Here is a 21,012-nt window from a genome sequence, read left to right as displayed (position 1 = left end):
ATGGCAACGCGCAAACTTCTTCTCCTCCCCGGCGATGGCATCGGCCCCGAGGCAATGGCCGAGGTCAAGAAACTCATCGACATGATGAACGCCGACTTCAACGCCGGGTTCGAGACCGAGGAAGGGCTGGTGGGCGGCTGCGCCTATGATGCGCACGGCCAGTCGATTTCCGATGCCGACATGGACAAGGCCATGGCGGCGGATGCCGTTCTGTTCGGCGCTGTCGGCGGCCCCAAATGGGATGGCGTGCCCTATGAGGTTCGGCCCGAAGCCGGCCTCCTGCGCCTGCGCAAGGAGATGGAACTGTTCGCCAACCTGCGTCCGGCCATCTGCTATCCGGCGCTGGCTGCCTCCTCTTCTCTCAAGCCGGAAGTGGTGGAAGGGCTCGACATCCTGATCCTGCGCGAACTTACGGGCGGCGTCTATTTCGGCGAGCCCAAGGAGATCACCGACCTCGGCAATGGCCAGAAGCGCGGCATCGATACCCAAATCTACGACACCTACGAGATTGAGCGCATTGCCGGCGTGGCCTTCGAGCTGGCCCGCACCCGGAGCAACAAGGTTTGCTCCATGGAAAAGCACAACGTCATGAAGTCGGGCGTTCTCTGGAAAGAGGTCGTCGCCAACACGCACAAGGCCAAATATTCCGACGTCGAGCTGACGCATATGCTGGCTGATGCTGGCGGCATGCAGCTCGTGCGCTGGCCCAAGCAGTTCGACGTCATCGTCACCGACAATCTGTTCGGCGACATGCTGTCCGACGTTGCCGCCATGCTCACCGGTTCGCTTGGCATGTTGCCTTCGGCCTCACTTGGCGCACCGGACGAGAAGACCGGCTCCCGCAAGGCGCTTTATGAGCCCGTGCATGGTTCCGCACCGGACATTGCCGGCAAGGGCATCGCAAACCCGATCGCCATGATTGCCTCATTCGCCATGTGCCTGCGCTACTCGTTCAACATGGTCGAGGAAGCGGATCGGCTGGAGAAAGCCATCGCTTCGGTTCTGGACGACGGCCTCCGCACGAAAGACCTGATGTCCGAGGGCATGACCGAAGTCGGAACCACCGCCATGGGTGACGCCATTGTCGCCAAGTACAAGGCGCTCGCCTAAGGCCTCTTTGCGGCCGGCAATGCCGGCCGCTCGTGCTATTTCGTTGACTTGCGCCCGATTCAGCGTAAAACAACGCCCGGAAACGGAGACCCCTTTGCCATGTGCGCGCACCATGAAGCGCCATCAGCACAAAGTTTTTTGAACGCGGCCGGGAACGGCAGCGTCGGTTTCCGCTTTACCAAAACGACAGCCAAAACGACGACCAAAACGGTCTGACGCCTCGGCTGCTCGTTCTCTCCCCGGGCCCAGCCGGGGAGAAGGTGCCTGCCAGATGCAGGCCTTCAAATAAAAGCCAAGCGGAGAGAGACAGGAGTAACAAACCAGATGGGTTTCAAGATAGCTGTCGCCGGCGCCACGGGGAATGTCGGCCGCGAAATGCTCAATATCCTCGAAGAGCGCGGCTTCCCGGCAGACGAGATCGTCCCGCTTGCTTCACGCCGTTCAGTCGGCACCGAGGTTTCCTACGGCGACAAGACGCTGAAGGTAAAGGCGCTCGAATCCTATGACTTTTCCGACACCGATATCTGCCTGATGTCGGCGGGCGGTTCGGTCTCCAAGGAGTATTCGCCGAAAATCGGAAAGCAGGGTTGCGTCGTGATCGACAATTCGTCGGCCTGGCGTTACGATCAGGACGTGCCGCTGATCGTTCCCGAAGTGAACCCCGACGCGGTCGAGGGCTTTACCAAAAAGAACATCATCGCCAATCCGAACTGCTCCACCGCGCAGCTCGTGGTCGCGCTCAAGCCGCTGCATGAGGCAGCAACCATCAAGCGCGTGGTGGTTTCCACCTACCAGTCGGTTTCCGGCGCAGGCAAGGAAGGCATGGACGAGCTGTTCGAGCAGACGCGCGCCGTTTTCGTCGCCGATCCGATCTCGACCAACAAATTCACCAAACGCATCGCCTTCAACTGCATTCCCCATATCGACGTCTTCATGGAAGACGGCTTTACGAAGGAAGAGTGGAAGATGGTCGCCGAGACCAAGAAGATGCTCGACCCGAAGATCAAGCTCACGGCCACCTGTGTGCGCGTGCCGGTGTTCATCGGCCATGCGGAAGCGGTGAATCTTGAATTCGAGAAGCCGATCACGGCCGACGAGGCGCGCGAGATCCTGCGCGAGGCAGCGGGCTGCCAGGTGATCGACAAGCGCGAGGATGGTGGCTACGTGACGCCTTACGAGAGCGCCGGCGAAGACGCCACCTATATCAGCCGCTTGCGTGAAGACCCCACGGTCGACAACGGGCTGGCGCTTTGGGTTGTCTCCGACAATCTGCGCAAGGGTGCTGCTCTCAACACGGTGCAGATCGCCGAACTTCTGGTCGCCAAGGGCCTGATCCAGCCGAAGAAGAAAGCTGCCTGAGACAAGGTGGGTTCTTCGATAAAAGCGTGAGAAAGCGGGCCTTCGGGCCCGCTTTTTCTTTTGCGCGGTGTTTGTGTGACGAGGCCGGCGCTGGCCCCTCATCCGCCTGCCGGCACCTTCTCCCCGCATACGGGGAGAAGGAGGATGGCCGCAACGTGGATGCCCCCCTCTCCCCGCGAGCGGGGAGAGGGTAAGGGTGAGGGGCGAGCGCCATCTCGGATAGCGTCACACCACATCTCAAAACAAAAAATGGCGGGCCTTTCGACCCGCCATCTTAAATAGCCATGCCTGCAAAGCTTACTCGCTTGCAGCAGCCTCTTCAGCCGGTGCCTCGGCGGCGGCGGCTTCAGCCTCAGCTGCAGCTGCCTTTGCGTCTTCCTCGGCCTGTTTGGCGGCGTCAAGACGCTCCTGTGCCTTCTTGCCGGGCTTCGCCTTGTTCGGGTTGCTGCGCTCCGGACGCTTGGCGATGCCAGCCTGATCGAGGAAGCGAAGAACACGGTCAGTCGGCAGGGCTCCGTTTGCGAGCCAATGCTTGATGCGCTCTTCGTTGAGAACGACGCGCTCACCATCCTTGGGGAGCATCGGGTTCCAGGAGCCGACCTTCTCGATGAAACGGCCGTCGCGCGGGCTGCGCACATCGGCGATGACGACGTGGTAGTAAGGACGCTTCTTGGAGCCCGCACGGGCCAGACGAATTTTCAGTGCCATGGTTTCTTCCTTTCGATAATGGCTTTCAAGCCGGCAAAGCGTGCCGGAATCTCAGGCGCGGCTCGCCGCGCAGTTCAGTGGGAGACATAGGCTCGGCACCCAGCCTCTTGGCAACGGCCTGTGAGGCCAGATTGTCCGGATGGACGAAGCTCATAAGCGGCGGCAGTTTCAGGTCTTCAGCCGCCCAGACCTGCACACGGCGGGCCGCCTCAACCGCGTAACCCTTGCCCTCGAAACCAGCATAAAGGCTCCATGCGAGCTCAGGCTCATCAAGCAGTGGTGGGTGCCACAAACCCACACAGCCGGCCACCGCATCCGTGTCTTTCGGCTGAACAGCGAACATGCCATAGCCGTTCAGCGCCCAGGCACCGGCCATGGATGAAAAGCTTGTCCACGACTCAAACCCGTTTTTCGGCCCCCCAATATGGCGTGTACGCTCAGGATCCGCGCAAAAAGCCGCATACGCAGGGAAATCGTCCCGCTGCCAGCCGCGCAGGATCAAGCGCTCGCTTTCAAGGACCGGTGTCATGCTCAAGCGTTCCCACCGCCCTTTGAACCGTTGCCATGCTCCTCGGCAATCGCCTCATGGTGACGGATCACCTCGCGGATGATGAAGTTCAAAAACTTTTCCGCAAAATCCGGATCGAGATTCGCATCGTCGGCAAGCCGGCGCAGGCGCGCGATCTGACGCTCCTCACGCGCTGGATCCGCCGGCGGCAGATCGTGAACGGCCTTAAGATGCCCGACAGCCTGGGTGCAGCGAAAGCGCTCCGCCAGCATGTGAACGAGTGCGGCATCGATGTTGTCGATGGAAGCGCGCAGCTCGAGAAGCTTTGCCATGGCCTGATCCGTGTTGTCGCTCATCGGATTCCCTTATTTCTTCTTCGGCAGTCCGGGCAGACCGCCAGGCAACCCCGGCAAGCCGCCACCCGGCATTCCCGGAAGGCCCTTCGGCAAACCGCCCTTGGGCAGACCGCCGCCAAGGCCCGCGGCTTCTGCCTGCTTCTGCAGAGCCTCAAGCTGCTTCGGATCCATCTTGGACAGATCGGGCATACCTCCCCCAAGACCACCCGGCATGCCACCGAGCCCCATCTTCTGCGCCATGCCGCCCATGAGGCCGCGCATCATGCCGCCCTTGCGGCCCTTGCCACCCATGGCCTTCATCATGTCGGCCATCTGGCGGTGCATCTTCAAGAGCTTGTTGATCTGCGCCGAATCCGTTCCGGAGCCGGCGGCAATGCGCTTCTTGCGGCTGTGCTTGAGCAGCTCAGGATTGGCGCGCTCCTTCGGCGTCATCGACTGGATGATGGCGATCTGGCGGCCGAACATCTTGTCGTCGAGACCGGCGGCAGCCATCTGGTCCTTCATCTTGCCCATGCCCGGCATCATGCCCATGATGCCGCCCATGCCACCCATGTTCTGCATCTGGCGCAGCTGCTCGGCGAGATCGTTCAGGTCGAACTTGCCGGCCTGCATCTTCTTGGCCATCGCCGCGGCCTTTTCCGCGTCGATGGTCTCGGAGGCCTTCTCGACCAGCGAAACGATATCGCCCATGCCCAGAATGCGGTCGGCGATGCGCTTGGGATAGAACTCCTCGAGCGCATCCATCTTCTCGCCAACACCGATCAGCTTGATGGGCTTGCCGGTGACAGCGCGCATGGAGAGCGCCGCACCGCCACGCCCGTCACCGTCCATACGGGTCAGAACGAGGCCGGTGATGCCAACACGGTCGTTAAAGTTGTTGGCGAGATTGACCGCGTCCTGACCGGTGAGCGAGTCGGCCACGAGCAGGATCTCGTGCGGGTTCGACGCGCTCTTGATGTCCGACATCTCGACCATCAGCGGCTCGTCGATATGCGTACGGCCGGCCGTATCGAGGATCACCACATCATGGCCGCCGAGACGGGCTGCCTGCGTGGCGCGCTTGGCGATCTCAACCGGCGTCTGGCCGGCAATGATCGGCAGCGTCGCGACACCGGTCTGCTCGCCGATCTGCTTGAGCTGTTCCTGGGCGGCGGGGCGGCGCGTGTCGAGCGACGCCATCAACACCTTCTTGCCCTGCTTCTCGGTCAGGCGCTTGGCGATCTTGCCGGTGGTGGTGGTTTTACCGGAGCCCTGCAGACCGACCATCATGATGACAACCGGTGCCGGTGCGTTGAGGTCGATGGTCTCGCCCTCGGTGCCCAGCATCTCGACCAGTTCGTCATGAACGATCTTGACGACCATCTGGCCGGGCTTGATGGATTTCAGAACCTCGGCGCCGACAGCCTTCTCGCGCACCCGGTCGGTGAAGGAACGCACAACATCGAGCGCCACGTCCGCCTCGATCAGCGCACGGCGCACCTCGCGCAGGGCCGCAGAGACATCCGCCTCCGACAGCGCACCGCGGCCCGTCAGGCCATTCAGGATGGAACCAAGGCGTTCCTGAAGCGATTCAAACATCCGCGTTCCTCATGTCTCGCATCTTTCGTGGTCATGCGAGAGGTAATGCATCCGCGCCTGAGCTTCAAATATCGCGCAAAGCCGAAAAGCACCCGGGGGCGCATCACGCTGCCGGGTGTTGACCTCCAGGATCGCTACTTTCTATCGAAAGGTGCCCTGGTCGGCTGCTCGGAGTTGTCACTCGTCGCGGAATTTCGCGCTTGTAGACAGGAAATCGTCTCCGGAGTCAAGAAAAAGCGTTGTTTGCCTCTCGTTGCGGTCGGCAGACCAAGGCTCTCAGTGTCTTGCTTCCAAGGGAAGGCGTCTCTCCAGTTCTGCTTTTCGTTTCTCTTCCCCACACATCTCCAGGAGATGAGTGGGAAGGTCCTCGCAGAAGCCAGGATAGTATCGCGCAGCCAGCCAGACAATGAACCAGCTGGATGCAACCTGACGCTCGATCGGCTCAGCGGTGGTAAGGAGAGGATGTTGCGCGGGCAGAGGCACGCTGCTCGCATTACCAGGTGCAGTCACCACCCATGCGCCGTGAGGGTCAGCGGACAATGGAGGTGACAGAAGGCTGTAGCTATCCTGATGGGCCGCCTCAGCCGGGCGGGAGAACGAATAAACGATGATGGCAGCCATGATCATCGCCAATAGAGAGGCGCCTGCCGGTCTAACTCCGTCTTGAGCTTTCATAGAAATTCCTGTTCTTGAAATAATCCCGCATGAACGCAGCACCCTCACACGCAGACCCCGCCGGAAAACAGACATTCATGGCGAAAAGCCAACGAGTGGTGCCAGATCGGGAGAAGGTTATAAATTAGCTGGCTAATAATAAGTGTTAAATTGCCGCTTTTAGTGCCTTGCGTCAAGTGTCCGCAAAAGATCAATCAAGAAAGCGCTGCGACGAGAATCTCGCCGCAGCGCATCACAATTAGCCGATTAATCAATTAGGTGCCGAAGCCGCCGGTTACCGCACGACATAGACGATGCGACGCGTCTCCGGCTCGATCAGGACCGGCTGCTGGTTCACATAGACATAGCGGTATTCGTAGTCGGGGATCTCACGCACCTCCACCGTTTCCGGAAGAACGGCTCCGACCACTGCCTCACCTTCCAGATAGACAGGTTCAGCCCGGTTGCTTTGAATATAGGTGGTGACCTCCGCTGGAGGTGGGGCGATCGGTTCCACGGTCCCGATAGCCGTTTTACGGCCGATCAGTTCTCCACGAACAGGTTCGACTTCCACACTCGAGGTCGCTTCAAAGGAGACCGAGGGCAACGCCTCGGCTGGACGTTCGGTCACCACCACATAGTCCTCACCGCCCTCGAATGGCGCTGTCAGATAGTCCGAGTAAGCCCAGCCATCAACACCGGCATGGTTGACTGCGCACCATTTGCTGCCTTCCCGACAACCTTCGATTTCGGCTTCCTCATTCACGCCGATAACGCCAACGATGGGATATTGCGGGCCCGGTCCTGAGCGAATGTTGAGGTCGGCCGTTGCTCTGGCAAGCACCTCGGCACCGGCAACACCGGTCAAGGCCAGAAGCGCTGCACCAGCAGCTGTACTTTTGAGAAGCATCGTATTCATGACTCATCTCCAGTCGGTTTCAACTGGGGCTCAAAACGGACCGGACCGCGATCAGTTCCGCAAAGGACAACCACAAATGAGACGATTTTTATCGCGAAAGGGTTCAGTAATGACCGCTATGCTAGGAAACTCAACGCTTGCGACCGCCGACATGTTGTGTAATCGCTGGCAGCATCACATTATATAGCCATCATTTATCTTAAGGAGAGCAACATGGCTTTCGGGGGAAGAGCGGTGGTCCTGGCCGCTGCGGTTAGCGCCTCACTTCTCATGGCGGGGCATGCCTCCGCCGCACAGTGTGGCAACAACGCTGGGGGCTTCGAGGCCTGGAAGGCGCAGTTCAGCCAGGAAGCGGCGTCACGCGGTATCGGCCAGCGCGGCCTCAATGCGCTGGCGAAGACCCGGTATGCCAGCAAGACCATCGCTGCGGATCGCGGACAGAAGAGCTTCAAGCTATCGCTGAATTCGTTCATGCAGAAGCGGGGTTCGAACGCAATCATATCGCGCGGCAAGGGGATGAAGAAGAAATATGCTCGTCTCTTCGCCAATATCGAGAAGCGCTACGGTGTTCCTGCCGGCCCGCTGATCGCGATATGGGGCATGGAAACGGGCTTTGGTGGCTTTCTCGGAAATCAGAATATCGTTTCAGCGGTTGCCACGCTCGCCTATGATTGCCGTCGTTCCGACTTCTTTACAGGCCATCTCTATGGCGCATTGACCATGGTAGACCGTGGAATGCTACACCCTGACGCACGGGGCGCCGCCCATGGCGAGATCGGCCAGACCCAGTTCCTGCCGGGCAACGCTTTGAAATATGGCGTCGATGGTGACGGCAATGGCCGAGTTGACATGATCCGTTCCAGCGCTGACGCGCTCGCCTCCACCGCAAACTTTCTGCGGGCTCATGGCTGGCAGCGCGGTGCCGGCTATCAGCCGGGACAGCCGAACTTCCGCGCCATTCAGGGCTGGAACGCGGCAAGCGTCTACCAGCAGGCCATCGCCATCATGGCCAAGGAAATCGATGGGTGAGGAGCGTCCCGCGTAGCGGGCAAAAAGCCAACGATTTGGCTTTTTGAGCGACGAACGCCCGGAGCCATAGCGAAGGGCCGGCAGATGCCAAACCCTGCCGCCTGCTGCTAAACACACAAAAAAGCCGGCCTCACAGCCGGCTTTTTCATTATCCAAATGCTGGAACGATCAACGGCCCCGCTTCCTTGCGGCCAGCGTACGCAGGCGCAAGGCATTCAGCTTGATGAAGCCGGCAGCATCCTTCTGGTCGTAAGCGCCCTGATCGTCCTCAAAGGTGACGAGAGCGTCGGAATAGAGCGACTTGTCGGACTTGCGTCCGGTCACGATCACATTGCCCTTGTAGAGTTTCAGGCGCACTTCGCCTTCCACGTCCTCCTGGCTTTTGTCGATGGCGGCCTGCAGCATCTCGCGCTCGGGCGAGAACCAGAAACCATTGTAAATCAGTTCCGCATAACGCGGCATCAGCTCATCCTTCAGATGCGCTGCACCACGGTCGAGCGTGACGGACTCCATGGCCCGGTGCGCAGCCAGCAGAATGGTGCCGCCGGGCGTCTCATAGACACCGCGAGACTTCATGCCCACAAAGCGGTTTTCCACGAGGTCGAGGCGGCCAATGCCATTGTCGCGGCCAAGATCGTTCAGCGCCTTGAGCAGCGTTGCCGGCGAAAGCGCCTCGCCATTGATGGCAACAGCGTCACCCGCCTTGAAGGAGATGGTGATTTCCGTCGGCTCGTCGGGCGCATCCATCGGCGAAACGCTGCGCTGGTGAACATATTCCGGTGGCTCGATCCACGGATCTTCAAGCACCTTGCCTTCCGAGGAGGAGTGCAGAAGATTTGCATCGACGGAGAACGGTGCCTCGCCCTGCTTGTCCTTCGGCACCGGAATCTGATGCGCCTCGGCAAAGTTGATGAGATCGGTGCGGGACTTGAATTCCCAGTCGCGCCACGGCGCGATCACCTTGATGTCTGGATTGAGCGCGTAGGCGGAAAGCTCAAAGCGCACCTGGTCGTTGCCCTTGCCGGTCGCACCGTGGGCAATGGCGTCAGCCCCGGTTTCGGCCGCGATTTCCACCAGACGCTTGGAGATCAGCGGGCGTGCAATCGACGTGCCCAGCAGATAGACGCCCTCATAGACTGCATTGGCGCGGAACATGGGGAACACGAAATCGCGCACGAATTCCTCGCGCACATCCTCGATGTAGATTTCCTTGATGCCGAGCATCTCGGCCTTCTTGCGCGCCGGCTCCAGCTCATCCCCCTGGCCAAGATCGGCGGTGAAGGTCACCACTTCCGCGCCTAGCTCCGTCTGCAGCCATTTGAGGATGATCGAGGTATCGAGGCCGCCCGAATAGGCAAGCACCACCTTTTTCACGTCTTTGAGTTTCGTCATGGTCTTTCCCGGTATGAGAGGTACGGCATGGCCGGCCGGCTCCGCACGCCGGAGCCTTGGAAGTCGAGGCGACTAATATCAGGAATGGCGGCGCGGGCAAGACCAGTCCCGGCAAATGCCAGTGCCAGCACATGAAAGAGGCCACGCCGTTTCCGGCATGGCCCCGCCCCCCACGCAGAATGTGCTCAGGCCGCTTCCAGCGTCGCCACCGTCTTGAGCGCCCCGTCGAGCATCTCGCCTTTTTCGTCCTTGAGCGCAGCTTCGCGCAGCCGCCGCAGCCAGTCTGCGGCGTCGTCACGGCCCTCCAGCAAGGGCAGACCTGAGAGCACGCGGTCGAACTTGGAATGCGCGCGCACATGGGTGTCGCTGTAACCCTTGATGAGCCGTCGGCAGTTGAGAATTTCCACCGCCAGCGCATAGTCGCGCTGCGCCGTGTCGAGCGCCAGCGCATACCAGCGCTCCAGATGCGCTTTCTCCACCTGATGACGCAGCAGCGAGCGGCGCCATGGCCGCAGTGTGCCGATCAGCCAGAGAGCGCCGAAGCCGAACAGGCTGTCGGTCCGGATCCGCCTTCCGCGATTGATGCGTCGGTCGACCCAGCGGGCAAGTCCCGGCCTGTTTTCGATGAAGCGGCCAAGCCCCGCCGGCAGCGTGCCACAGAATTCTTCCACGCGCGGGTGAAAGAACTCCGTCACCTGCAGAACATGCGCCTCGCCGACTTTCATCTCCTTGCGAATGCGCTCAGCGCGCGCAGTTCGCGTTTTGAGATCGGCCACGCGCAGAATGTCGTCATAGCACATGGCGTTTGCCACATGCTTTGCCGCAGCCTCTCCCAAAGCAAAACTCTTTTCCGCACTGTCCAGCGCCACGGCCTCGTCGAGCCGATCGAGATATTCCGCGCCATAGGCAAGATCCTGGTAATCAACGACCTTGCGCAGCCCGGCGAGCGCCATGGCCCTCACTGGTTCGGGATACGCCCCCGCACGGGCAGCAAGCGCGTTCCACCGCGCCACAAGCTTCTGCGGTCCATCCACGGCGATTTGCTTCGAAGCGGGTGCGGCATCCGGGGGGCCTACTTCCACACCGGCACCGGATACCGTGAGGTCGAACGCCTTGCCGAATGCGGCAAGGCTGGCTTTCACACCACGCCCTGACGCTGCGATGGTCTCTTCATAACTGTCGCGCGGAAATGGCAGCGCGCCCGAGCCCGCGAGTGCGCCAAACAGGCTCGATGAGATCACTGAGCCGGCTTCGACAGCCACCTTCTCCATGTCGAAACAGATATAGCGGTTCGCCGCTTCGCGCGCATTCCGGTGAACGGTGGGCGAATCCGCGCGCCCGTCACCGGGTTCGATCTTCTCTGAAACGGCTGCAATGCGGTGCGCCGAGGCAATCAGCGTGGTGCGGTCGGGCGTCACGAAGCCGCGCATCACCGCACGCCCCGCCTCCATCAGCTCGGCAGCAATCAGAATGTCGATGTCGCCCTGCGCCGGCGCCAGCGAGAAAACCGGCCGGCGACCGGTATCCTGACACATCTCCACATAATAGATAGTCGCCCCGGTGCGCTGAGCCACGCCGGCAACGGATGTTGCCTGTGCAAGGTAGCCGTTGCGCTCGGCCACATCGGTGATCCAGTTGGTGAGAACACCGCCGCCCTGCCCGCCCACGGCAAGGATGGCGAGCTTGATGATCTTCTGCTCTTCTTTTGCTTTCATACGCTTGGCCATGGTCGTTCCCTCAAGCGTCTGCGAATGTCAGGCGCCGCTTTTCGCGGCGGGTTTGCAGAAAGCCGGTCACCGTGCTGCGCACCCTGTTGGCGAAACGGTCCCACCAGCCGGGATTGTGCACCACATCCGCGCGATAGAAGGACGGACAGAGAACAGCCGCATCGGCCACCTCGCCGCAATTCCCACAGCCCACGCAGGTGTGGTCGATCGAGGCCACCGGGTCGTCCCGCAACGGATCATCCAGTTTCTTGACCGAAAGCGACGGACAGCCTGAAAGCCGCATACAGGCGTGATCACCGGTGCAGACATCCTCGTCTACGCCGAAACGCGGCTTCACCACCCGCTCGCCACCCGAGATCGCTTTTGCCACAAGGGGCTTTTCCCGGCGCTGGCGGTTGAGCATGCATTCGGAGGAGGCCACGATCACCTTCGGCCCCTTCTCCTTTGTCGTCAGCGCCTCGCGCAGTGCGGCGCGTACCTTGGTCACATCATAGGTGCGGTCGATATGCCGAACCCATTTCACGCCCATCCCCTTCACCGCATCGGTGATCGGATGTTTCGTCGACTTTGTGGGATTGTCGGCACGGGAAGAAAGAATGTCCTGCCCGCCGGTCGCCGCCGAATAGAAGTTGTCGACCACGACAATGACGCCGTCATTCTCGTTGAACACCGCATTGCCGATCGAGGAGGTCAGGCCGTTGTGCCAGAAGCCGCCATCGCCGACGAAGGAGATTGAGCGCCGCTTCGCGTCCGGTGAATTGAACGCAGATGCAGATGCCGGCCCAAGCCCATAGCCCATCGTTGTCGCCCCAAGCTCGAAGGGCGGCATGATCGAGAACAGATGACAGCCGATATCCGACGAGATGTGGTGCGGTCCCATTTCCTGTTCGATCAGCTTGGTGGCAGCGAAGATTGGCCGCTCGGGACAGCCCGTGCAAAACCCCGGCGGCCGGCCCGGAACCACCTTGGCGAGATCCGCTGCCAGCGTGTTTTCGCCCGGCGCATTGGGGGCCAGAACCTGCGCCGCCAGAAGCTCCGGCGCATTGGCACGCAGATAGGCGCTGATGCCGTCGAGCATGACCTGGCCGGTATATTCACCCGCCATGGGTAGGACATCCTTGCCAAGAATGCGTGTGTCGATGCCCTTCTTGTGCATCATCGAGGCGATGGCCTGCTCAAGATAGTTGGGCTGCCCCTCCTCCACGATCAGAACGGAATCCTTGTCCGCGCAGAAGTCGATCACCTCGTCATCGATGAGCGGATAGACGGCGTTGAGCACATAGAGCGGCACGTCCGTCTCGCCATAGACATCGGCAAGGCCGATGCGCTGCAGCGCCCGGATGACGCTGTTATACATGCCGCCCTGCAGAATGATGCCGGCCTTGCCCCGCTCGGGCCCGAAGAACTCGTTGATCCTGCGCGAGCGGATAAAATCCACCGCGGCCGGCATGCGCTTCTCCACCTTCTCCTTCTCATGCAGGAAGGAGGCGGGCGGCAGAACGATGCGGTTGGTGTCGCGCCGCGGATTTTCCAGCGCGTCCGCAACGGTCATTTCCGGGCGCTTGTTGTCCTTTGTCTCGAAACTGCCGGTCACATGGCAGCTGCGAATGCGCACCATCAGCATGACCGGGGTGTTGGAAACTTCCGAAAGCTCGAACCCATCTTCCACGGCCTTGACGATGGAGGGCAGATTGGGACGCGGATCGAGCAGCCAGACCTGGCTCTTCATGGCAAAGGGGTGGCTGCGCTCCTGCATGATGGAAGAGCCTTCGCCATAATCCTCGCCAACGATGATGAGCGCACCCCCGGTCACACCGCCAGAGGCGAGATTGGCTAGCGCATCCGAAGCGACATTGAGGCCCACCGCCGACTTGAACGTGCAGGCGCCACGAATGGGATAGTGGACGGAGGCTGCCAGCATGGCCGTCGCCGTCGCCTCCGATGCGCTGGCCTCGAAATGGACGCCGAGCTCACCCAGAATGTCCTGTGCATCGGCCAGAACGTCCATCAAATGACTGATCGGCGCGCCCTGATAGCCGCCCACATAGCCCACACCGCATTGCAAAAGCGCCTTGGTGATGGCGAGAATGCCTTCGCCGTGAAAGGTCTCGCCGGCCCCAAGCCTAAGCTTCTGGACCTCCTTCACAAACGAACGTTCAGCCATAATCCAGTCTCCCGTCGCTAGCGGCGCAGCTTAGTGCCGCGTTCAAGCTTGCTAAAAATTGTGCTTTCTGATGTTGCCCAGGATTTTCTGAAGCGTTGCAACGAAGGCTGCATATTCCGCGTCATCAATGTCCCTGAACATCTCGGAGAACGCGTTGTGCATGGCCGGCCAAGCCCGATTGAACTCTTCCCGCCCTTTGTCTGTGAGGAAGATATTTCGTGTACGGCTATCGTCCTGGCAGGCCTCGCGGCGGACCAAACCCTGCGCCTCCAACGCATCAAGCGTACGGCTCATGGTCGATTGTTCAATCACTGTGTAGACAGAGAGCTCGTTGATCGACATGCCATCGCCGACCGCAAGAACTGCGAGTGCCCGGACTTGCGGCACCGTCAATCCCTGTCGGCGCAAATCCTGCCGCAGGGTCGCATTGTAGCGACCCATAATGCGGTTCATCAGATAGGGCGCGAATTGCTGGAGCCCCATTTGGCCCAGCGTTTCAATTCTCGAATTCCTGCTATCCAAGCGTTCGTCCATCAAAGTCTCTCCGCCGACAGGAAGGCTGAAATGCCGACCTACACTCCATGACATCGGAATAGGATAGTCCGACCAGCCTGAAGGCTCCCTCGCAGAGGCGGGCAGCGCGTAATACCGCTGCCCGTGATCATGTTGTGAAGGCTCAGCACGAAAGCGCGAACCTAGCTGCGCGCCACGAGCGCCAGCACCCGACAGGGACTTCCCGTGCCATGCTCGATTTTAAGTGGTGCTGCTATGAGAATCGCTCCTTTCGGCGGCAATTTGTCCAGATTGGCGAGACTGGCGAGACCATAGCGATTGGCCTTGTGTAGAAGGTTGTGCGCGGGGAATGGAGGCTCCATTCCACCGGCCTGGCCGGCATCGGTGCCGATCGTCTCGCTGCCCCAGCCGATGATCCCCTTGTCAAGCAGGTAGGTGATCGCTTCGGGTGTTGGTCCCGGTGAATGCGGGCCTGTTTCATCCGCGTTCAAAAAGCTTTCTTCCGAGCCATTGCGCTTGTACCAGTCACTGCGCAACACCACCCATTCACCCTTCTGAATTTCACCATGTTCGGCCTCCCAGGCCTTGATGTGATCCGCTGTCAGAAGAAAATCGGGATTCTCCGCCGTTTCCTTGGAACAATCGATGACATTAACCGGCGCTACAAAATTCTTCGGGTCAATCGTGTCCGTGGAGCCATCCGGATGATCGCGTCCGGTAATCCAATGGATCGGGGCATCGAAATGCGTGCCCGAATGTTCGCCAAGCTTGAGCCAGTTCCAGGCCCACCAGGGACCATTATCGTCGTAAGCCGAGATCTTGTGGATCTCGATCTTGGGCGTATCAACAGCAAGCTCCGGTGGAAGCTTTAGAAGGGGTGTGTTGGGGCCCAACACCGCCGAAAGGTCGACAACCTCGACTTTGCCTGACAGCAACTGGTCCGCAAATTCGCTCATAATGGACTGGCTCATAGGTCTCCTCCCAAAAACGTTGAGACCGCTGCAGAACATCACACGCGGCCCAGAATGGTTTAACTGAAAAAGAATGCATATGCAAATATCTTCGAGAGCGTTGACCACCTCCGCAAAAAACGGACAGCGACACCAAGCGGGCCACATCCCCACAAGTTAAACAATGAAGCCGCATCAATCCGTCGCCTTTCGCGCGATCCAATGTATGTGATAAAGGTTTCAAATGCATATGAAATGAATGGGCTTCCAGGGTTTCAGTAGCCCCCGCGAGAGGAAGAGGCTCGGCGCGGAACCATCCATAACGCGACGACAATCGCTCCCTTTTCGCTGATGCTCTCGGCGGTCTGCTGTGGTATTCAGCCGACATGGGACAGAAGAAAGCGCATGAAGTCGATCGCTGGCTGGCAAGGCCCGAGCAGGCCTACCGGATCGTTTTGATATACGGGCCGGATCGCGGGCTCGTCAGTGAGCGTGCAAAACGCTTCGCCACAGGGTCGGGTCTTCCGCTGGATGACCCTTTTACTGTCGTGCGTATGGAGGCAAGTGAAGTAGAGCAACAGCCCGGCCGGCTTGCCGATGAAGCCCAAACGGTGCCGATGTTTTCCGACCAGCGTCTGATTTGGGTAAAAGGCGCAGGAAACCAGAAGGCTTTGGTGAGCGACGTCACCATGCTCATCTCGGAACCCCCAACCGATTGTACTATTCTCATTGAGGCTGGAGATCTTCGCAAAGGTTCCTCTCTGCGTTCGGCGGTGGAGCGGAGCGCAAGCGCCATGGCATTGCCCTGCTACGCAGACGATGGCCGCGGTATCGACACCGTGATCGATGAAACTCTTGGTGCTGCAGGACTCACGATTTCGCTGGAAGCGCGCCAGCTGTTGAAAGCCAACCTCGGCGGCGACCGTCTCGCGACCCGTGGTGAGCTGGAAAAGCTGACCCTCTATTGTGCTGCCGCCAAAGAGGTAAACCCCGAGGATATTCGGCTTCTCATTGGGGATGTGGCCGGTCTAAGTGCGGATGAGGCCGTTGACGCGGTTATTTCCGGCCGCTTCCAGGCGTTTGACATCGCCTTTCAGCGCTTTCTCGCCGCCGGCAACCCACCTTTTCTTGTACTTTCTGCCACGCTCCGACAGATACAGGCATTGCAGATCATGCGCCAAGCGATGGACACCCAGGGCGTGACTGCCAGTGCTGCGGTGGCCGGAGCTCGCCCTCCAATCTTCTTCTCACGACGAAAGACCGTCGAGAATGCGCTTGCTCGCTGGAGCGGCATCGCATTGCAGAATGCGGCTGAGCGGCTGCAGGCGACGATCTTGCGCACGCGTCAAAAACCGTCACTCGCCGGGTCAATCACCCGGCAAGCACTGCTTGCCCTCACGGTGGAGGGCGCCCGAGCCCGTCGTTAACGCATTGATAACCATGTAAAATACTGAACGATAACGAAAGTTTATTCCCGAGATGCTTTCCGGCGTGTTCGGAAGGCAGCGTCCAGGGGCCGGTCAGGCTCCCTTCTCCACGCGTGTGGAACTGCTCAGCGTCTCATGGAAACACGCTGAACTCGGTCTCTTTTCGTTTTCGCATTTATTCGGGCGCTAAGCGTATCTACCCGACGGCGGATGCCCCGGAGTTCATTGCTGAAGAAGCCGACACAACTCGTCTAATTGCTCGAGAGAACGATAGGCAATCCGCATTTCGCCTCCTCGCTCCTTATGATTGATCACGACTTTGAGCCCGGTCCGATCGCTCAGAAGTTTTTGTAGCGCCAGCGTATCGGCATCCTTGTCCTTCTTGGGGGACCGAGGCGCCTTCTCCTCGCCATGCGGGGCGGCGGCCAACGCTTCTGCCTGTCGGACGGAAAGACCGTCCTCAACAATGCGCTGCGCTAGAGCGACAGGGTCTTCCGCCGTGACCAATGTGCGTGCATGGCCGGCCGACAGGGATCCGTCCACGATCAGGTCACCAATCGCGTCCGGAAGCTTCAAAAGGCGCAATGTATTGGCGACGTGGCTGCGGCTCTTGCCGATCACCTGACCAAGATCAGCCTGCGTGTAGTTATGCTCATCGATAAGCTGCTGATAGCCCCGGGCCTCTTCCAAAGGGTTGAGATCCGCACGCTGAACATTCTCGATGATGGCAAGTTCCAGCGCTGCCTTGTCGTCCACCTCACGCAAGATCACCGGCACTTCCGTGAGGCCGGCGCGCTGCGCAGCCCGCCAGCGACGCTCACCAGCGATGATCTCGAAACGGCCTGGAGCATCCCCGGAACGGACAACCACCGGCTGCACGATGCCATGTTCGCGGATCGACTGCGCAAGATCACTCAGATCACTCTCCGCAAACTGCCGGCGCGGGTTACGCGGGTTGGGAGAAATGAATTCGATCGGAACAGAGCGATCGGCCCGTACAGCCTCCTTCTGCTCGGTTTCCGGCTTGTCCATCTCGCCAATCAACGCGGCCAAACCGCGCCCCAGGCGCTTGCGTGAGGGATCTTCGTTCATGTCACAACACCATCAACCAATAACTCAGTTTTCCTGCGAGCGTCTCCGCATCCGACCTACGCGGCGCGCAGACGGCGCTCCCGTCGGATCACTTCAGACGCAAGCTGCAGATAAGCCTGACTACCTGAGCACTTCAGATCATAAAGAATTGCCGGTTTTCCATAGGACGGCGCCTCAGAAACCCGGACGTTGCGCGGGATGATCGTGTCATAGACCGTGTCGCCCATATGCGCGCGCACATCCTCCACCACCTGATTGGCAAGGTTGTTGCGCCGATCGAACATGGTAAGAACGATCCCCTGAATGCCAAGATGCGGGTTGATCGATCCGCGCACCTGTTCGACTGTCTCAAGCAACTGGCTCAACCCCTCAAGCGCGAAGAATTCACACTGCAGCGGCACCAGGATGGAATCTGCCGCCGCCATGGCGTTCAACGTGAGGAGATTGAGCGATGGCGGGCAGTCGATCAGAACGTAGGAATAAGGAATGCCATCGGCATTCAGCGCGTTGCGCAATTTGAGGACGCGATCCGGGGCGCTGGATATCTCCATCTCGATACCAAGAAGATCAAGAGTGGATGCCACAATAGAGAGACCAGGAACTGCGGTTTCCATGGCAGCTTCGAGAATGCCCGCATTGCCCGTCAGGACATCGTAGGAAGACATCAGCCTCTGTTGGCGATCAATACCCAATCCCGTGCTGGCATTACCCTGAGGATCAAGATCAACCACGAGAACATTCTCGCCGATCGCGGCCAGCGCCGTAGCGAGATTGATGGCCGTTGTCGTCTTGCCGACCCCACCCTTCTGGTTTGCGACTGTGATGATTCGCGTGCCGCTGTTCATCGCTGCTGCTACCCCGATCTGATCCTACTGAAAGGCCCTACGGCAAAGCCGGCTATCGCCGAACCGGGTTGCTCACCTCGAGAATGATGGCTGCCGCATCAACCTTATCCTCATGTTCTATCAGATCGAATCGCCACGTGTTACCGCTTTCTTCGACTTCTCGCTGGTAATCCCGACCTTTGTGAAAGAGAGCTCTTGCTCCAGTTCTTAGCCAGGGCTCCGTCAGCTCGATCAGCAGCGGCAACGACGCCAGGGCCCGTGCTGTAACTATTTGCGGCGTCGGAACAACATCGTAGCAGTCTTCGATTCGTTTTGCATGAACGCGGGGGAAAACACCCACTTCATTAAGGGCTGCGATCAGGAACGCAGCTTTTTTTCTGTTGCTTTCAACCAGATGCACCTCCGCACCCGGCTTGTCCGCCAGCAGAATGGCCATCACCGCCCCCGGAAAGCCGCCGCCCGAGCCCACATCCAGCCAACGCAGTGCCTCAGGTGCGAGGCGAAGCAACTGCGCGCTATCGAGGATATGCCGCTCCCAAAGATCGTTCAACGTCGACGGCGCAGCCAGATTGATTCGTCTTGACCAACGCCGGAAAACGCTTTCAAACGCGACCAGCCGTTCATATGTTTCACGTGAAACCGGCCCTGCCACCTCCGATAGTCGCGAAAATTGCGCTGATTCCATCAGGCTGCGCCCCGGCGGTTCTCAAACTGACGCATACTGGCAAGTATCAGCGCCAATGCAGCCGGAGTCATGCCATCGATCCGCTGAGCATCAGCGATGCTCCTGGGTCTTCGCTCCCTGAGCTTCTGTTTGAGCTCATTCGAAAGCCCTGCGATGGAATCAAACATCAACTTTGGCGGAATCAAGCGTGCCTCCTCGCGGCGTAACATGGCCGCGTCGGCGCCCTGCCGGTCAAGATAGACCGCATACCGTGCTTCCGTTTCAATTTTTTCCGCGAGATCCGAGGAGATGCTTGAGAAGTCCGGCCATATTTTTATAAGCCGGCTTATGCTCATATCCGGGTAGGATAACAGCTCGTAGGCCGAGCGACGCACCCCGTCCTTATTGAGATTGATGCCGTGTCGCGCCGCTTCATTGGGGCTGATATCCCGGCTTTGAAGAAGTTCACGTGTCATAGACAAAGCCCCTTCCAGCGCTTCGAATTTCTTCGTCCGCTCCTGAGAGGCAATACCGAGGCGAATCGCCAGCGGCGTCAGGCGTGTATCTGCATTGTCAGCGCGGAGGGACAGGCGAAACTCTGCACGCGACGTGAACATGCGATAGGGTTCGCTCACCCCGCGCGTCACCAGATCATCGACCAGAACCCCAATATAAGCATCGGCCCGCCCGAGTGTGATCATCTGCCCATCTGATGCAAAACGCGCGGCGTTGAGACCTGCGAGTATCCCTTGCGCCGCGGCCTCCTCATAACCTGTTGTACCGTTGATCTGGCCCGCCAGGAAAAGGCCACGAACCCGTCGCGTCTCGAGCGTGGGCTCCAGATCGCGTGGATCCACATGATCATACTCGATGGCGTAACCAGGCTGCAGCATGACCGCATGTTCCAGCCCCGGGATCGTTTTCAGCAGAGCGAGCTGCGCATCCTCCGGCAGCGATGTGGAGATACCGTTGGGATACACGACATGGTCATCGAGCCCCTCCGGCTCGAGAAATATCTGATGCCCTTCCCGGTCACCAAATTTGACGATCTTGTCTTCAATTGAGGGGCAATAACGCGGCCCTATGCCATCAATGGCACCAGAGTACATAGCAGAGCGATGAAGATGCGCGCGGATAACCGCGTGTGTCTCATTGGTCGTACGCGTAATGCCGCATTCGATTTGACGATTGGTGATCCGTTCCGTCAGCAAGGAGAAAGGTGTGGGCTCGTCATCCGCCGGCTGCATATCAAGCGACGCCCAATCGATGGTCCGTCCATCGAGTCTCGGAGGTGTCCCGGTTTTCAGGCGGCCCAGACGAAAGCCTGCTGCTTCCATGGAAATCGAAAGACGCTCGGCTGCCTGTTCATTCATCCGCCCCGCAGGGAAAGTCCTCTCCCCGATGTGGATAAGACCGCGCAGGAAAGTTCCGGTCGTCAGAACCACAGCGCCACAGGTCAAATGGCGTTCACCGGACACCACAAGCCCGGTAATCCGGCCCGCACTGATCTGAAGCTCCAAAGCTTCCCCTTCAATGACGTCGAGATTGGGGATTGCCTTGATCGCTTTCTGGACGGCGTTTCGATAGAGTTTTCGGTCCGCCTGCGTCCGCGGTCCGCGCACAGCGGGGCCCTTGCGGCGATTAAGCAGTCGAAACTGAATTCCTGCTTCATCTGCCGCGCGGCCCATAATACCGTCAAGTGCATCCACCTCCCGCACGAGATGGCCTTTACCCAACCCTCCGATAGCCGGGTTGCAGGACATCGCCCCGATCGTATCGAAATGCAGCGTGACCAACGCGGTCCTGGCACCGGATCGCGCTGCAGCAGACGCCGCTTCGGTACCAGCGTGTCCACCTCCGATAACAATTACATCATATTTGCTGTTCGTCATTGTGCGGTTCCAAACGGCCGTCCAGGGCATTGTGAAAGGCCCGCAAGGCCCCGGACTCTCCCACCGGACTCTCCCCGGACTCTTCAGGAATGAGGAGGGCAGACATGTCTCTTTCTGCCCACGCA

18 protein-coding genes are annotated in these 21,012 nt (G+C 59.6%); 4 read left to right on the top strand and 14 right to left on the bottom strand.

The genetic code is table 11. The annotated features are described in order from the left end of the window. Positions 1–1,110, top strand: coding sequence for a 3-isopropylmalate dehydrogenase (gene leuB / locus H7H48_RS12880; protein ID WP_229449470.1), 1,110 nt, complete (start codon positions 1–3; stop codon positions 1,108–1,110). Positions 1,111–1,434: 324 nt separating this feature from the next. Then, entirely contained in the window at positions 1,435–2,469 is a 1,035-nt protein-coding gene (locus H7H48_RS12875; RefSeq protein ID WP_229449469.1) for an aspartate-semialdehyde dehydrogenase, read from the top strand. Between the two features lie 297 nt (positions 2,470–2,766). On the opposite strand, the gene rpsP is transcribed toward H7H48_RS12875, so the two are convergent. The 5 genes from rpsP to H7H48_RS12850 form a co-directional block, all read right to left on the bottom strand. Further along, positions 2,767–3,177 carry a 30S ribosomal protein S16 gene (rpsP, locus tag H7H48_RS12870; RefSeq protein WP_229449468.1) on the bottom strand — a complete coding sequence of 137 codons (411 nt, stop codon included), beginning with the start codon at positions 3,175–3,177 and terminating at the stop codon, positions 2,767–2,769. A gap of 25 nt (positions 3,178–3,202) precedes the next feature. Beyond that, on the bottom strand, positions 3,203–3,706 hold the full coding sequence (locus H7H48_RS12865; RefSeq protein ID WP_229449467.1) for a GNAT family N-acetyltransferase: 504 nt from the start codon (positions 3,704–3,706) through the stop codon (positions 3,203–3,205). A 2-nt stretch (positions 3,707–3,708) separates the two neighbouring features. Then, complete coding sequence (locus tag H7H48_RS12860; RefSeq protein ID WP_229449466.1) at positions 3,709–4,041, bottom strand: chorismate mutase; 333 nt, start codon at positions 4,039–4,041, stop codon at positions 3,709–3,711. A gap of 9 nt (positions 4,042–4,050) precedes the next feature. After that, entirely contained in the window at positions 4,051–5,619 is a 1,569-nt protein-coding gene (gene ffh / locus H7H48_RS12855) for a signal recognition particle protein (protein ID WP_229449465.1), read from the bottom strand. 949 nt (positions 5,620–6,568) lie between these two features. Then, positions 6,569–7,192 (bottom strand): DUF1236 domain-containing protein, encoded by a 624-nt coding sequence (locus H7H48_RS12850; RefSeq protein ID WP_229449464.1) that lies wholly within the window; start codon positions 7,190–7,192, stop codon positions 6,569–6,571. Between the two features lie 213 nt (positions 7,193–7,405). Between H7H48_RS12850 and H7H48_RS12845 the strand changes: the two genes are divergently transcribed. Beyond that, positions 7,406–8,221, top strand: coding sequence for a lytic transglycosylase domain-containing protein (locus H7H48_RS12845; RefSeq protein ID WP_229449463.1), 816 nt, complete (start codon positions 7,406–7,408; stop codon positions 8,219–8,221). Positions 8,222–8,389: 168 nt separating this feature from the next. On the opposite strand, the gene H7H48_RS12840 is transcribed toward H7H48_RS12845, so the two are convergent. From H7H48_RS12840 to H7H48_RS12820, 5 genes are all read right to left on the bottom strand, one after another. Further along, a complete protein-coding gene (locus H7H48_RS12840; protein WP_229449462.1) occupies positions 8,390–9,613 on the bottom strand; it encodes an argininosuccinate synthase in 1,224 nt (407 codons plus the stop codon). 185 nt (positions 9,614–9,798) lie between these two features. Further along, positions 9,799–11,340: an indolepyruvate oxidoreductase subunit beta family protein gene (locus H7H48_RS12835; protein WP_229449461.1), complete on the bottom strand. Its 1,542-nt coding sequence runs from the start codon at positions 11,338–11,340 to the stop codon at positions 9,799–9,801. A gap of 10 nt (positions 11,341–11,350) precedes the next feature. Then, the gene (locus H7H48_RS12830; protein ID WP_229449460.1) at positions 11,351–13,504 is read right to left on the bottom strand and encodes an indolepyruvate ferredoxin oxidoreductase subunit alpha; all 2,154 of its coding nucleotides are present in this window, start codon (positions 13,502–13,504) and stop codon (positions 11,351–11,353) included. Positions 13,505–13,555: 51 nt separating this feature from the next. Then, a complete protein-coding gene (locus H7H48_RS12825) occupies positions 13,556–14,038 on the bottom strand; it encodes a MarR family winged helix-turn-helix transcriptional regulator (protein WP_229449459.1) in 483 nt (160 codons plus the stop codon). A 161-nt stretch (positions 14,039–14,199) separates the two neighbouring features. Continuing rightward, positions 14,200–14,988 carry a cyclase family protein gene (locus H7H48_RS12820; protein ID WP_229449458.1) on the bottom strand — a complete coding sequence of 263 codons (789 nt, stop codon included), beginning with the start codon at positions 14,986–14,988 and terminating at the stop codon, positions 14,200–14,202. A 365-nt stretch (positions 14,989–15,353) separates the two neighbouring features. Here H7H48_RS12820 and holA point away from each other — a divergent pair, with 365 nt between their 5' ends. Then, positions 15,354–16,394: a DNA polymerase III subunit delta gene (gene holA, locus H7H48_RS12815; RefSeq protein WP_229449457.1), complete on the top strand. Its 1,041-nt coding sequence runs from the start codon at positions 15,354–15,356 to the stop codon at positions 16,392–16,394. Positions 16,395–16,616: 222 nt separating this feature from the next. On the opposite strand, the gene H7H48_RS12810 is transcribed toward holA, so the two are convergent. From H7H48_RS12810 to mnmG, 4 genes are read right to left on the bottom strand one after another with little or no spacing between them, the layout of a single operon-like run. Beyond that, positions 16,617–17,486 (bottom strand): ParB/RepB/Spo0J family partition protein, encoded by an 870-nt coding sequence (locus H7H48_RS12810; protein ID WP_229449456.1) that lies wholly within the window; start codon positions 17,484–17,486, stop codon positions 16,617–16,619. A gap of 56 nt (positions 17,487–17,542) precedes the next feature. Next, complete coding sequence (locus H7H48_RS12805) at positions 17,543–18,331, bottom strand: ParA family protein (protein ID WP_229449455.1); 789 nt, start codon at positions 18,329–18,331, stop codon at positions 17,543–17,545. Positions 18,332–18,383: 52 nt separating this feature from the next. After that, positions 18,384–19,016: a 16S rRNA (guanine(527)-N(7))-methyltransferase RsmG gene (rsmG, locus tag H7H48_RS12800; protein ID WP_229449454.1), complete on the bottom strand. Its 633-nt coding sequence runs from the start codon at positions 19,014–19,016 to the stop codon at positions 18,384–18,386. Then, complete coding sequence (mnmG, locus tag H7H48_RS12795) at positions 19,016–20,887, bottom strand: tRNA uridine-5-carboxymethylaminomethyl(34) synthesis enzyme MnmG (RefSeq protein ID WP_229449453.1); 1,872 nt, start codon at positions 20,885–20,887, stop codon at positions 19,016–19,018. The genes rsmG and mnmG overlap by 1 nt, the downstream gene beginning before the upstream one ends. Between the last annotated feature and the right edge of the window lie 125 nt (positions 20,888–21,012).

It is taken from the genome of Nitratireductor sp. B36, assembly GCF_020833685.1.
In the GTDB taxonomy this organism is placed as follows: domain Bacteria; phylum Pseudomonadota; class Alphaproteobacteria; order Rhizobiales; family Rhizobiaceae; genus Nitratireductor.
The sequence above is the reverse complement of the archived record's forward strand: the minus strand, read 5'-3'. Positions and strand labels throughout refer to the sequence as shown.